The organism is Aminiphilus sp. (assembly GCF_029975095.1).
GTDB lineage: Bacteria > Synergistota > Synergistia > Synergistales > Aminiphilaceae > Aminiphilus.
This window is the reverse complement of sequence record NZ_JARKPW010000011.1, coordinates 1-12,813: the sequence shown is the minus strand read 5'-3', so window position 1 is coordinate 12,813 and position 12,813 is coordinate 1. Positions and strand designations below refer to the sequence as shown.

The following is a 12,813-nucleotide window of genomic DNA, read 5'->3' as shown; positions in this document are numbered from 1 at the left end:
GACGAATTCTGTGCGGATGTTGCTGTTTTTTCCTTGAGACCGTAAAGGGAATTTCAACGTCGCCGTATTTCTGCGATAGAGTTCTTTTTTCTCCAGAACTGGTTCGAACCTTGAGCGACGGGGGGTAGAAGAAACCCCGTGGACCGTGGAGTCCATGGGGCGCTTCGCCTGTATCGATCTTGGGCAACGAACCCGTTCCGGACGCAGGAGTTGCAAGTTCCGCCATCTTCTGGAACCCCACAAGCTCGCAAGAGCTTCTTCGAGGCGGGAACGTTTTCTCTCGCCTCCCACTCCCAGGGCTTAAAACTCTCTGAGGGAACCAGTGTGTCCGCCACGATTCTCCGTGCCCCCTCGCAGGCGAAAACCGAAGAGAAGAAACGAAATCCGGAGATGCATTTCACGAAGAAGGGCGCTCAAGACTACTCATGAGATTTCCAAGGCCACCTCGGACCGATGTTCAGGAATTGCTTCGCATGCGTTGTCCGACAGGGCGGTTTTGAATCCAATGGCTGACGAGAAGGGTGGAACACGATGGAACGGACCTGGCCCGCCACGACGGACGCTCTTAAAGAGGTCCAACAGTTCGTTCTTGAGAACACCGAAGGATTGCCTCCGAAACGGATGATGCACCTAGAACTTGCCATCGAGGAGATTGTCGTCAACATCTGTACCTACGCCTATGAGACGCCCCCGGGAGAGTTCACCGTGCGCGTCATTGATGACGCTGTGGCCCTCACGGTGGAGTTTGAGGACAAGGGAATTCCCTTCAATCCTCTCTCCCTAGAGGAGCCCGACATCAACTGCCCCCTAGAAGAGCGGAAAGAGGGGGGGATGGGCATTCTCTTTGTGCGGCGTATCATGGACGAGGTGCACTACAGAAGGGACAACGGGGTGAACCGACTCGGCGTGGTGGTGCGGAAGAAATGATGAAGCGGTGAAAAACCTTGGAAATTGCTGAATAAGATTCCCTTAGCTCCGCGGAGGACCTCGCAAAACTCGATGCGACCTAAGTCAAGGGAAAGCGAAAGGTCTTTCTTGTGAGGTTCCCTTGACGGAGAAAGTCCGATCAAGTAGAGTTCACCGAAACGAAAGTGCGCCCCATCTCGGACAATTCCTCTCCTGTGGAGCGGTATGTTCCGTAAAGAACGAAGACAAGGGGCAGCCTTACCGAAGGCGGTGGAAGAAAGATGTGGACACTCGGATTTGTTGGCTTCGGCAACGTAGGACAGGGACTCGCCCGAATCCTCCTGGAGAAGAAGGAGACACTCCGGCGGCGCTTCGGCTTCGATTGTTCCGTTGTCTTCGCGGCCACGGGGGCGAACGAGGTGGTCTGTGATCCCGCAGGGCTGGACCTCGCGGCCCTCCTGGACGAAATGGACAGAAAGGGACATCTCCGGGAGCATCCGAGGCGCTCGGGAAAGAGCGTCATCGAATGTCTCCGAACCTGCGGCGCCGACATCGTGGCGGAGATCACTCCCACGAACCTCGAGACCGGCGAGCCCGGACTCACCCACATTCGGGAGGCCCTGACGGCGGGGAGCCACGTGGTGACCACCAACAAGGGTCCCCTCTCGGTGGCCCTGAAAGAACTGGAGACTCTCGCCGCCGAAAAGGGCGTGCGTTTCCGCTACGAGGGGACCGTCCTGAGCGGCACGCCGGTGATCAATTTGGCCCGGGAAGCCCTTGCGGGATGCGATGTTCTGGGTGTTGCCGGCATCGTGAACGGCACCACGAATTTCATTCTCACCCGCATGGAGGAAGGTATGGACTACGGCGAGGCCCTCGCGGAGGCACAGAAGCTCGGCTACGCCGAGGCGGATCCCACGGCGGACGTGGAAGGATGGGACGCGGCGGTGAAGATCTCTCTGCTGGCATCGCTCCTGATGGAGACTCCCCTTCCCGTGACCGAAGTGGAACGCCGGGGCATCTCCGGCGTCACCGCCGATCAGGTGAAAAAGGCCCTCGCCGCAGGAAAGCGGATCAAGCTTCTGGGCGAGCTCACCCGAGACGGAGGAGTTCTCAAAGGGCGCGTTTCTCCCCGAGAGCTGCCGGGAAACCATCCCCTGGCGGGCGTTGCCGGCGCCACCAACGCCCTGACGCTCACCACGGACAACATGGGGGACGTGACCATCGTCGGCCCCGGAGCGGGGCGGACGGAGACGGGGCAGGCCCTGCTGACGGACATCCTCGCCATCGCCAGGGAATCGGCCCGCCCCTGAAACCCGACAACACCCGACACATGGACGGACCGGCGGAGCACCCCTTTCGGACGCGCCTCCGACACGGATCCGTTCACGGGTCCGTCCGGAAAAAAACCTTTCCGCAGGTGTTCCGTGTGGATGAAACGGCCCAGGCCGCGCATCCACCCGCCACGCGGAAGAGGCACCCGAGGAAAACTCCTGGATTCGGGACACTGTCGGGGGGTTTGACAATCTCCGTGTCAGCGCGATAATAGGGGGGCAATACCTAAATCCGTTTCAAAGAGGAGGGACCCACCCGTGAAGTTCGCCGATGTGATGCAGAGCGGAGATTGGAAGGGTGAAAAGCATGTTCCCGTCATCGAGGCCCCTGAAAAGGTCAAGGCGGGAGAAGCCATGACCGTCACGGTGAGCGTGGGCAAGGAGATTCCCCATCCCCACACGACGGAGCACCACATTCGCTGGATTCGCCTCGCCTTCAAGCCCGAGGGAGGCAAGTTCGTCTACGATCTTGGCCTCGTGGAGTTCAACGCCCACGGGGAATCCACGGAGGGGGCGAACCAGGGCCCGGCCTACACGGATCCCGTGGCAAGCTTCCAACTCAAGCTGAAGAAGTCCGGTATGCTCCTCGCCGCATCGTACTGCAACATCCATGGCATGTGGGAAAGCTCCGTTCCCGTCGCCGTGGAGGAATAGGTTTCCAAAAGGCCGAGACGACGCTCGAAAGAGCGGAACGCGGAGGGGCCGCCCGAAAAGGGCGGCCTTTTTGTCATCTCCCGGAGAAACACGCCGCCGAGGAGTTCGGCCCTTCCACCCTTCCCTTCGCCTATTTCCTGGACATGGGAAGCGGAGCGGCTTCCTTGACAAGAACGGGAGTGCACAGTTCCTTGCGGAACGAGGCAATCTTCTCCCGCTCGCCGAGGAGAATCAGCTCGTCCCCGGAAGCGAGCACCGTCGTTCCGGGGGGATTGTAGAGCACCTCGCCGCCGTGGGCCTTTACGGCCACCACCAGCAGGTTGTACCGAGATTTGAGGGGCGATTCCTGGAGAGAGGCTCCCACGAGAGGATTGTCCGAGGCGAGACGCACCGCGTCGAATTCGAGCTGGAGCTGCTTGGAGATACTCGCCATTTCGAGAAAATCCGCCACGGCGGGCTTGAGCGCCGCCCGGGCCATCGCCGCGGCGCCGGCAAGAAGGGGATTGAGCACCTTGTCCGCTCCGGCGCGGTAGAGAACGTTCACGGACTGGGTGTCCTGCGCTCTCGCAATGATGCGGAGATTCTTGTTGAGGGAACGGGCCGTGAGGAGCACGTACACGTTGTCCGCGTCGCTGTCGAGGGCCACGATGAGCCCCGCGGCGCGTGCGATCCCCGCCGCTTCGAGAATTTCCTCCTCCCGGGCGTTACCCACGAGGACCATCCATCCCTGGCGACGCGCCGCCTCCGCCAGGGCTTCGTCCCGGTCGATTCCCACGAAGGGTGCTTCCTCCCGGGAGACGATCTCCGCCACGTTCCGCCCCACCCTGCCCAGTCCGCAGATGATCCAATGTCCCTGCATCTCCTCCACGCGCTTGTCCCTCCGTTTCCCCAGGGCCGTGAGAAGCCCCGACACGACCACGTTCTGGGAGAAGAACGCCACGGCGTACCCCGCGATGCCGATCCCCATCACCAGGAGAAGCACCGTGAAGAGCTTCCCCTCCGCCGAGAGATTCGGCGGCGCCTCGAACCCAACGGTGGTGAGCGTGGTGAAGGTGTAAAAGAGGGCATCCACCCAGGAAAGATCCGCCAGGTATCTGAATCCGACGATTCCCGCGACGACGACGCATCCGAAGAGAAAAAGAAGAACGCGTCCCGTGCGAAGCGTTGTTCCTCCCCGAGAAGCCACAGCAAAAAGTCCCCCTTTGCCCAAGAGGTTCGAAACGCCTACAATGTTCCTGCGACGTACAAAGGGATCCAAGGTCCCCGATCTTCAGGAAGGATGGTGGTGTTGGTGTCCCTTCTCCGCGTGGCCACCTTCAACGTGAATTCCATCAGGTCCCGTCTTCCCGTGCTGGAACGGTGGCTTCATGATACCAGTGTGGATGTGCTCTGTCTCCAGGAGACGAAAGTCGTGGACGAGGACTTTCCCCGGGCTTTCTTCGAGGATCTCGGCTACGGCGTGGCCTTCCGGGGGCAGAAATCCTACAGCGGCGTCGCCGTCGCCTCCAGGCTGCCCATCGAGGAGGCCGAGTCCGGCTTCGGCGACGGAGGTCCCGAGGGGGATGAACCCCGCATCCTCCGGGTGACGCTGGGCGTCCCCGGAAGTGCCGCCCGCCCGCGCCTCCGCATCGTGAACACCTATGTCCCCCAGGGCAAGGCCATCGACCACCCCGACTATCCCTACAAGCTGGGCTTCCTTGAGCGCCTGGCCCGCCTCTTCGACGCCGCAGGCGTTCCCGAAGGGCACCTCCTCTGGGTGGGAGACCTCAACGTGGCCCCCACGGACCGGGATGTGACGCATCCGGAGAACAAGCGGGACCACGTGTGTTTCCACGAGACGCTGCGGAACCTCTTCGCGGACATCACCGCCCCCCGCTTCGTGGATGTCTTCCGCAAACACCGTCCCGGCGACGGGGAGTTCTCTTTCTGGGACTACCGCGTCAAGAACGCCCTGGAGCGGAACATCGGCTGGCGCATCGACCATATCCTGGCCACGCCGGAACTGGCGGCGCTCTCCAGCGACTGCTACGCCGTCCGGGAGCTGCGCGCCTGGGAAAAGCCCTCGGATCACACCGCCGTGGTGGGAGTCTTCGACCTATGAGCCGGGAGAGCCGTATCGCCCTTCCGGCGACACTGGGGGAATGGATTCAGGGATGGATTCTGGAGGACGGCGAAGCGCTGGTGAGCCACTGTGTGGACTGGTGGGGATACGTGTCCGTCCGCTCCGGAGGCGAAGGCGATGAAAACACCCTGCCTCCCAAGGCACGGCACGCCCTGGCCCTGGCGGCGGAGCGCTTCGCCCTGGATCGTCCCGTCGCAGCGACCCTGGAGAACCCCCTTCCCGCCTCTCTGGGGCTGGGCTCTTCCACGGTGGACGTGGCGGGGATTTTCGGCGCCTGCGCGCTTCTGGCGGAAAAGAACCTCTCCGAGGAAGAGCACTTCGCCCTCTGCTGCGCCGTCGAACCCTCGGACGGCATCGTCTTCCGGGGGCTCGCCCTGGTGGACCATCTCCGGGGACGTCTCGTGGAACGCCTGCCCGAAACACCGCCCCTCTGGACGGCGGCGCTTCTTCCCCGCCGTACTCTCGACACGGAGGACTACCGAAAGGATCCGGCCCGCATGCGGGCCGTCCGGAACCGCGCCGACCGGCACCGCCGGGCCTACGCCATCCTCCGGGACGGGCTCCATGCGGGGGACGTGCGGAAAATCTGTGCCGCCGCGACTCTCTCAGCCCTGCTCCAGCAGGCGGTCATGCCTCGGGAGGAGTGGCCCCTTCTTCTGGCCGCCACGCGGGAATGCCGCGGCTTCGGCGTGGTGGTGGCCCACTCGGGCACTGCCGGAGGAGTTCTCTTTGCGAATCCCGACGAGGCGACCCGGTGCGCGGAATGGATGCGGAACCGCTGGGACGGCGGCGACGTGCGAGTCCTCGCCTCCACATCCGGCGGCCTGCGCCGCCGGATGTGACCGCCGGAGCGTCAGCGCGATGACGCGGGTTGTGCTGCTTTCACCTCGGCGATGAGAGCCTCTACGGCCTCCCGGATCTGATCCCGCACCTTTCTCGTGGCGGCGACGCGCTCCTCCCAGCTTCCTTCGAAAGAGGCGGGATCGTCGAAAGGCCAGTGTCTCCGCTCGCAAATCCCCGGGAAAATGGGGCAGCGCTGTGCCTTCGCGGCATCGCAGACGGAGATGACATAGTGGTAGGTCCTCCCCGCCACAAAAAGATCGAAGACCTTGGTGACCTCGTTGTTCGAGATGTCCAGGCCGACCTCCTTCATGACCTCCACCGCGAGGGGATTGATGCCGGGGCCGGCCTCGAGTCCGGCGCTCTCCACCTCGAAGGACTCCCCTCCGAGTTCCTTCAGAAACGCTTCCGCCATCTGGCTGCGTGCGGTGTTCTGCCCGCACACGAACAGTACCTTCGTCTTTCTCATGCGACTCAGTCCTTTCACTCTTCGGCTCTTGTACACCCCCCATGAAAAACCGCGAGGGCGCTCTTCGGCATGCTCTGGGGCAGAGCCATTCGGCATTCAAGTCCTCCGGGCTTTCCCGCCGCGCCGCTGATTTTACTCCGGCAGCGTTCTTCATTCAATCGTGTGCGTCACGCCTGCGCAAAAAGGCGATCACGATCTTCGGCGGCTGTTTGCGACGGTCATGCGGCTTTTCCGCAGTGCTTCCTTTATCGTCCAAAACCACCGCAAAATCCAGTTTCAATTGTGTAACGACCGAAGCCCTCTCAGGCAAGCCCCGGCGCGCTCGTTTTCCCGGAAACCATCACCGGATCCCGCCTCGCGACCACAGCGAGACACGAAAAAGCGGCGCAGAAGTCGCCCTGAAAGGGTCTCCCGCACCGCTCGCTCTTCTGCTGCCACCGTGTCCCGTCTCTCCGGTTCCCGGCAGAACCTCCGCCCCGAACACGTGCCTCGGGGCTAGAGCCCCAGGGCCACCGCGTGCTCCCGGATCTTGGAGAGATTCCGGGTGATCTTGTTCCAGTAGGTGTCGATGGAACCGCCGGAATAGCGCAGAAGCGCCTTGCGCGTGTTGTCCGACACCCGCATGTACCGGGAAAGCAGAAGGCACCCCGCGGCGACGCCCCGATCCGGATCGTGGAGATCCTCCGGTGCGGCGATGCCGTTCGCCTGGAGAAGATGGCTGTGGATGTCCCACACGACCTGCATGACCCCCATGGCTCCGTAGTTGCTGCGGGAAGAGGGGTTGAAGTGGCTCTCCGCGTTGCCCACCGCCACGGCGAGATCCAGCGGAACGCCGTACTTGTCACTGTAGTGGACGAAGGCCGCCGCCTCGATCCAGGCGGTGCGGGCGTCGATGGCGCGGTTCTGCTTGCGGATGTACCGGGCGACGGCCGCCACGGAACGCTGCGTGTCCGGATGCATGTCCCAGATGTGGCGCAGCGCCGCCAGAGGGGAGTCCCGGTGCCACTCCCGGAGATGACGCTCCGTGACCTCCATGGTGGAAAGGCTCCGAAGAACGAGGGGATCAAGGACACTCTGTTCCGACGGAAGGAGGAATCCTCTCCAGTCATCGCCGTAATCCTCGGGAAACCACGTTCCCAGAGGCCCCACAGCGGTGACGATGAGCAGCAGGACGAGGGCGGCGATGCCGCTCTTCATGACGCGGATCTTCATGTTCACGAGATCTCCTCCTTTGCGCAAACGCTCCTCAGGAAGAGGGAGGACTTCTTATTATAGTGCATGGGGATGTTCTGGCAAGAAATGTGTCCTTTCTTTTATAAGAATGTTACACGTGTCTCTTTCCGCCGGAAACGCGAGGACTCTTCCGAGAGAGCGACGACATGGCCTTTTCCTCGGTTTCGTTTTTTTGTTCGGGAGAAAAAGAAAGGACTTTTTCGCGAGGAGTCATGGAAAAACTGCAGAAAAAAGGGAAACCTCTCCGCGGAACGCAGGGGAGATTCCCGGGTCTCGGAAGGTGAAAAGAAAAAAAGGAGGAGACGGCGCTGCCGGAAAAGCTCAAGAAGACCTTCGTTGTTTCTCGAAAAGTTCATAGGCCATTTCGACGGTGGAGCGCAGCACGAAATCCCCGGTGCTCTTGATCACATACCCGAACCGCGTGATGCCCTGCACTTTCTCCACCATGGCCCGTTCCGAGTGGGAGGTGAGAAAGATGACGGGGAGATTCCGCACGTCGAGAATGCGCTGGGCCGCCTCGGCTCCATCCATGCCGCTCCCGAGGTCAATGTCCATCAGAACAAGGCTGATGGCGTCGTTTTCCATGACCAGTTCCACCGCCTCCTCCCCGGAGAGGGCGGTGACGACGCGGTAGCCGAAACTTTCCAGCATCTGCGCCTCCACCATGGCGATGATGGCCTCGTCCTCCACCAACAGGAGTGTCTTTTCCGCGTCATGTCCCTCGTAATGATCTGCATTCATTGTGTTTCCCTCCGGATCGCGAACTCGATGCGAAAACGCGTGCCTGGATTTCGTTCCACCAGAATCGTGCCCCTCATCTGCCGAACCAGCATGCGCACGAGGTGGAATCCGAAGCCCGGGGAGTTGTCGAGAGTCACGCCCTCGGGCAATCCCACGCCGTCGTCCTCGCAGACGAGGACGATGTTCTTTCCCTCCAATCCCGCGGAGATCCGGACGGTCCCACGATCCCTTCCGGGAAAGGCATATTTCACCGCGTTGGTGATCAGCTCCGTGACGAGGATACCCAGAGGAAAGACGAGGTTCGCCTCCAGGACCACGTCCTCGACGGCGGTCTCGACAGTCACGTCCGTTCTTCCGGGAAAACCGGGCGACATGTCGCCGATCAGCGCGAGCAGATATTCCTTGAGGGAAATGTCCCGGATCGACTCGCTCCGGTAGAGCTTGTCGTAAAGCACCACCATGCTCCGCACTCGATCCGCCGCTTCCTCCAGCGCCCTGGCCGCCGCAGAATCGGGCTCCGCCTGGGCCTGGAGCCGCAGCAGGCCGGTGATGGAACTCATGTTGTTCTTGATGCGGTGGTGCACCTCCCGCAGGAGAGTCTCCTTCTCCCGCAGGAGGTCGCATATTCTCTCCTCCGCCCTTTTCCGCGCCGTGATGTCGTGGAAGATGCCCATGAGGCATGTCTGCCCCTCAAGATCCACCACACTGGCGTGCACGTCCGCGAAGAAGACGCCTCCGTCCCTGCGCCGGACGGGAATATCCTCGGCGAGAAAGAGTTCCCGCCGGACAAGCCGGTCGAAGCTCTGGAGGATCGAGGGGAGCTCCTCCGGCGGGTGGATGTCCTCCACCGTGCGCTCCCGCAGCTCCTCCAGGGAATAGCCGAGCATGCCGCACATGGCGGCGTTGGCATCCCGAAAACGCCGGGAGACCGCGTCCGCAAGGAGAATTCCGTCCCGGGCCGAATCGAAGATGGTCCTGAGAATGCGGTTCGCCCTTTCTAGTTCCTGCTCGCTCGCGTCGAGCCGCTTCACCGTGTCCTCGAGCTGCGCCACTTTCTCCTCGAGCTTGCGCACCAGCACCTGGTTGTATTCCCGCATCACCGTCTCTTCGGGCTCCTGGATCTGCCGCACCTGAACCTTTTCGGCGGCCTCATACTCCGCGAGAAGGGAGCGGATCTGCTCCATGAAGACATCCGGCTCCGTGGGCTTGATGAGGAAACGGTCCGCACCCATGTCGAGCGCCAGTTTCTCGTCCCGGGGATCCGTGTAGGTGGCGGTGTAGAACACGAAGGGAATCGTCCGGAGATCCGGATCCTTTTTCCACTCCCGGCAGAGGGCGAACCCGTCCATGCCGGGCATGAGGATATCGCTGACGATCAGATCGGGCCGCGAGGACCGGGCGGACCGGAGGGCTTCCTCTCCCTCGCCGGCGCAGGTGACGGCAAAGCCGTTTCCGGTGAGCAGCGCCCGAAGCAGATAGAGATTCTCCGGTTTGTCATCCACGATCAGTACGTTCACGGAACTCATCCTTCCGCGTTCCTCATTCGGAGATGTCGCTTCCGCAGCCCTTGCGGTCCGTCAGATGCCCACAGATCCGCTCCACGAAGCTTTCCGGATCGATGGGTTTCTCGATGTAGTCCGTCGCCCCCGCGGCAAGACATTTTCCCCGGTCGTCGGGCATGGCGTAGGAGGTGACGGCCACGATGGGCAGGTCACGCAGCGCGTCGTGCCTCCGCAGTTCCCGGGCCACGGCGTATCCGTCCATGAGGGGAAGCTGAATGTCCAGGAGAATCATGTCCGGAATCTCCCGCAGTGCCGCTTCGATGCCCCTGGGGCCGTCCACGGCCTCGGACACGATGAACCCGTGCTGTTCCAGAAGAAACCGCATCAGAGAGAGATTCTGTTCGTTGTCCTCGATGACGAGAACGTGCGCGCCCTTCATGCGCCTCTCTCCTCCCGTATGGGCATGCGGAACGTGAAGGTGCTGCCCGAACCAGGGGTACTCTCCACCGAGATGGAACCTCCCATGAGTTCCCCGAGGCGCTTGCTGATGTGCAGCCCGAGCCCCGTGCCGTCGTACTCCCTGGTTTTTCCCGAATCGACCTGCTGGAAGGGACGGAACAACTTCTGCAGATTTTCCGCACTGATGCCGATGCCCGTGTCCTTCACACTCATGATCGCAGAAGAATCCTCCCGTGTACAGGTGACCGTCACGCTTCCCCGGGCGGTGAACTTGACAGCATTACTGAGCAGATTCATGAGAACCTGCTCCACCCGTCGCCGGTCCCCGACGATTCGTCCCACACCCTCCCCGATCTCGCAGGTGAGCTCCAGGCCCTTCTCTTTCGCCGCGGGCGCCACGGTCTGTACCACCCGCTCCACCGCAACCCGGAGATCGAAGGGTTCCTCCGCGAGTTCGATTCTTCCCGCCTCGATCTTGGAGATGTCCAGCACGTCGTTGATCAGGGCAAGCAGATGTCGTGCACTGCCCTGGACCATGCGGAGCTGTTTCGCCTGTTCCTCGTTCAGCGGGCCCGCGAGCCCCTGGAGCAGAATCCCCGTGAAGCCGATGATCGAATTGAGAGGCGTGCGCAGCTCGTGGGACATGGTGGCCAGAAAGGCCGACTTCAGGTGATCCGCGGATTCGGCGGCGAGCTTCGCCTGAAGCAGGTCCGCGTTGGCGGCCTCGAGTTCCTCCGTCCGCCGCCGTACAAGATCCTCCAGCCCGCGGCGGTATTTATCCAGCTCCTCCTCGGTCCTCCGCTTTTCCGTCACGTCGCTGACGACATGCATGAACCCCTTCGTGGTCCCTTCCTCGTCGAAGACGGGATGGACGCTCACCTGGAGCCAACGGCCATCCTTGGTGTAGACTGTGGCGCTTCTGCTCTGGCGTTTTGCGGCGGCGTCCTTCAGGGGGCACTCGGGGATCGCCTCGTCGGTCTCGTGCGCCACCTCCCAGCACGTCCGCCCCGTCACGTCCTCGGGAGCCTTTCCGAAGATACGGGTCGTGGCCTGGTTCGCGTGGGCGATGCGCCCTTCGCAATCGAGCACCCACACTGCGTCCTCCACGGAATCGAAGGTGGCCTTCCACTCTCGGTCCGCCTGTTTCAGGGCCTCCACGAAAATCCGCAGTTCCTTCGTGCGCTTGTTGACGAGGCGCTGCAGCAGCCACATGCCCACCAACCCCACCAGCGATATCGCGGCGAGAGCCCCTCCCGTGACCTTCAACCAGTGGGGAATCGCGCCGGGAAGTTCCTCGGAGGTCCAGCGACGGAGCGCATCATAATAGACCGATCCGGGATCTCGCTTCAGGCGTGCGAGATGGCGGTCGATGGCCGCCAGCAGGGCGGCGTCTCCGGACTTCGGCGCGGCAAAATAGACGCGGGTCGGGCTGAAGACCACCGCCGTGTCCTCAAGACCGTATTCCTTCATGAGCAGAGGACCGTTGAAACGGTTGGCGATCACCGCATCCGCACTCCCCGCCTGCACCGCCCGGAAGGCATCGGCAAAAAGGGGAAAGGGAACGAGCTGGACATCCAGGTCGAAGGCCGCGGCATGCCGGGTGAAGGCATCCTGCTGGATTGATCCGGCGAGCACCGCGACGCGCTTTCCCCGGAGATCGACGATGGAGTGGATGCCGCTGCCTTTGTTGGCGAAGAGCTGGAACCAATCCGAGACGACCGGTTCGCCGTGAAAGGCGAAGAGGTGCTCCCGTTCGCTCGTATAGGCCACGTCGGGCATGAGGTCGATATCCCCCCAGGCCAATCGGCCAAGCCCCTCCTGCCATGTCCCCGGCACATACTCAAGGGTCCATTTTTCCTCCCGGGCGATGCTCTCGAGAATATCCACGAAGAGCCCCGACGGCACGCCCGAGGGCGAGGTGAACACCTTGGGTTTGTTTTCGTAGATACCGACCCGCACGGTTCGATCGGCCCGTGCGTCGGAGGAGAACAAGGAAAAAAGAAGCACCAGTGCCGACAGCACCGCAAAAAATCGCTTCGCCCGGTGTTCTTTTCCACAGGGCCTTTCTCCGTGAACGGAAATCATGGATTCGCCCCTTTCCCCGCCGTCTCTCTCCGTCATGCGTCTCTCCCGACAACATTCCACGCATCGGTACGCTTCTTCGTCCTGCCAGTATTATAACGCGGCTTTTCAGCAATTTGCTCATGTTTCGCGCAAAAACGAAAGAAACCAAAAGAAGAGCGGTGCGGAGAAACGTCTTTTAGTCGCTGTACCTTCACGGTGCAGCAAGAACTACCGCCGCAACCCCGACGAAGGCCGTTTCGTTCCCGGTCCACACGGGGAAAACGCAGAGTCCCGACATCACGACCCGGCGAAGGCGATCCTGTTCCTGAAAAAAACCTGCTCCTCTCACTTTTTGTGGGAGATCCCGCACATCATCCCCGTGAACATTTCTCCCGGCGAGTTCCCGCAGTCGCCGGGAGGGATGTCACTCACCGGAACGCTTCCATTTCTCCTTCCCGTCAGTTTGCTGCCTTGCTGCTCCTTGGTCCA

The 12,813-nt window shown here is 61.9% G+C and carries 13 protein-coding genes; 5 read left to right on the top strand and 8 right to left on the bottom strand.

Annotation, left to right across the window (positions count from 1 at the left end):
- The coding region (locus Q1K49_RS00740; RefSeq protein WP_300521620.1) for a hypothetical protein at positions 1–226 on the bottom strand (226 nt) is incomplete at its 3' end.
- 305 nt (positions 227–531) lie between these two features.
- On the opposite strand from Q1K49_RS00740, the gene Q1K49_RS00735 reads away from it, so the two are divergent.
- The 3 genes from Q1K49_RS00735 to Q1K49_RS00725 all read left to right on the top strand — a co-directional run bounded on the left by Q1K49_RS00735 (position 532) and on the right by Q1K49_RS00725 (position 2,894).
- Positions 532–927, top strand: a complete 396-nt coding sequence (locus tag Q1K49_RS00735; RefSeq protein WP_300521618.1) for an ATP-binding protein — start codon at positions 532–534, stop codon at positions 925–927.
- 260 nt (positions 928–1,187) lie between these two features.
- Positions 1,188–2,219: a homoserine dehydrogenase gene (locus Q1K49_RS00730; protein WP_300521616.1), complete on the top strand. Its 1,032-nt coding sequence runs from the start codon at positions 1,188–1,190 to the stop codon at positions 2,217–2,219.
- 279 nt (positions 2,220–2,498) lie between these two features.
- A complete protein-coding gene (locus Q1K49_RS00725) occupies positions 2,499–2,894 on the top strand; it encodes a class II SORL domain-containing protein (protein WP_300521614.1) in 396 nt (131 codons plus the stop codon).
- A gap of 130 nt (positions 2,895–3,024) precedes the next feature.
- Here Q1K49_RS00725 and Q1K49_RS00720 read toward each other — a convergent pair whose 3' ends face one another.
- Positions 3,025–4,080, bottom strand: a complete 1,056-nt coding sequence (locus Q1K49_RS00720; protein ID WP_300521611.1) for a TrkA family potassium uptake protein — start codon at positions 4,078–4,080, stop codon at positions 3,025–3,027.
- Positions 4,081–4,173: 93 nt separating this feature from the next.
- Between Q1K49_RS00720 and xth the strand changes: the two genes are divergently transcribed.
- Together xth and Q1K49_RS00710 are read left to right on the top strand one after the other, a co-directional pair.
- Positions 4,174–4,995 (top strand): exodeoxyribonuclease III, encoded by an 822-nt coding sequence (gene xth, locus Q1K49_RS00715; protein WP_300521609.1) that lies wholly within the window; start codon positions 4,174–4,176, stop codon positions 4,993–4,995.
- Positions 4,992–5,858 carry a GHMP kinase gene (locus Q1K49_RS00710; protein WP_300521606.1) on the top strand — a complete coding sequence of 289 codons (867 nt, stop codon included), beginning with the start codon at positions 4,992–4,994 and terminating at the stop codon, positions 5,856–5,858. Before xth ends, Q1K49_RS00710 begins: the two co-directional genes overlap by 4 nt.
- Before the next feature lie 11 nt (positions 5,859–5,869).
- Here the strand turns inward: Q1K49_RS00710 and Q1K49_RS00705 are convergent, their stop codons facing one another.
- The 6 genes from Q1K49_RS00705 to Q1K49_RS00680 form a co-directional block, all read right to left on the bottom strand.
- Positions 5,870–6,325: an arsenate reductase ArsC gene (locus Q1K49_RS00705; RefSeq protein ID WP_300521603.1), complete on the bottom strand. Its 456-nt coding sequence runs from the start codon at positions 6,323–6,325 to the stop codon at positions 5,870–5,872.
- Between the two features lie 495 nt (positions 6,326–6,820).
- Entirely contained in the window at positions 6,821–7,537 is a 717-nt protein-coding gene (locus tag Q1K49_RS00700) for a transglycosylase SLT domain-containing protein (RefSeq protein ID WP_300521623.1), read from the bottom strand.
- 342 nt (positions 7,538–7,879) lie between these two features.
- A complete protein-coding gene (locus Q1K49_RS00695; protein ID WP_213693176.1) occupies positions 7,880–8,299 on the bottom strand; it encodes a response regulator in 420 nt (139 codons plus the stop codon).
- A complete protein-coding gene (locus tag Q1K49_RS00690; RefSeq protein WP_300521601.1) occupies positions 8,296–9,816 on the bottom strand; it encodes a response regulator in 1,521 nt (506 codons plus the stop codon). The genes Q1K49_RS00695 and Q1K49_RS00690 overlap by 4 nt, the downstream gene beginning before the upstream one ends.
- A 22-nt stretch (positions 9,817–9,838) precedes the next feature.
- Positions 9,839–10,240: a response regulator gene (locus tag Q1K49_RS00685; RefSeq protein WP_300521600.1), complete on the bottom strand. Its 402-nt coding sequence runs from the start codon at positions 10,238–10,240 to the stop codon at positions 9,839–9,841.
- Entirely contained in the window at positions 10,237–12,381 is a 2,145-nt protein-coding gene (locus Q1K49_RS00680; protein WP_300521597.1) for an ATP-binding protein, read from the bottom strand. Before Q1K49_RS00680 ends, Q1K49_RS00685 begins: the two co-directional genes overlap by 4 nt.
- Positions 12,382–12,813: the final 432 nt, after the last annotated feature.

Bases quoted from the DNA above. Each gene is read 5' to 3' on its own strand.
- Q1K49_RS00735 (WP_300521618.1), top strand. From the start codon at position 532: ATGGAACGGACCTGGCCCGCCACGACGGACGCTCTTAAAGAGGTCCAA.
- Q1K49_RS00730 (WP_300521616.1), top strand. From the start codon at position 1,188: ATGTGGACACTCGGATTTGTTGGCTTCGGCAACGTAGGACAGGGACTC.
- xth (WP_300521609.1), top strand. From the start codon at position 4,174: ATGGTGGTGTTGGTGTCCCTTCTCCGCGTGGCCACCTTCAACGTGAAT.
- Q1K49_RS00710 (WP_300521606.1), top strand. From the start codon at position 4,992: ATGAGCCGGGAGAGCCGTATCGCCCTTCCGGCGACACTGGGGGAATGG.
- Q1K49_RS00705 (WP_300521603.1), bottom strand. From the start codon at position 6,325: ATGAGAAAGACGAAGGTACTGTTCGTGTGCGGGCAGAACACCGCACGC.
- Q1K49_RS00700 (WP_300521623.1), bottom strand. From the start codon at position 7,537: ATGAAGATCCGCGTCATGAAGAGCGGCATCGCCGCCCTCGTCCTGCTG.
- Q1K49_RS00695 (WP_213693176.1), bottom strand. From the start codon at position 8,299: ATGAATGCAGATCATTACGAGGGACATGACGCGGAAAAGACACTCCTG.
- Q1K49_RS00685 (WP_300521600.1), bottom strand. From the start codon at position 10,240: ATGAAGGGCGCGCACGTTCTCGTCATCGAGGACAACGAACAGAATCTC.
- Q1K49_RS00680 (WP_300521597.1), bottom strand. From the start codon at position 12,381: ATGACGGAGAGAGACGGCGGGGAAAGGGGCGAATCCATGATTTCCGTT.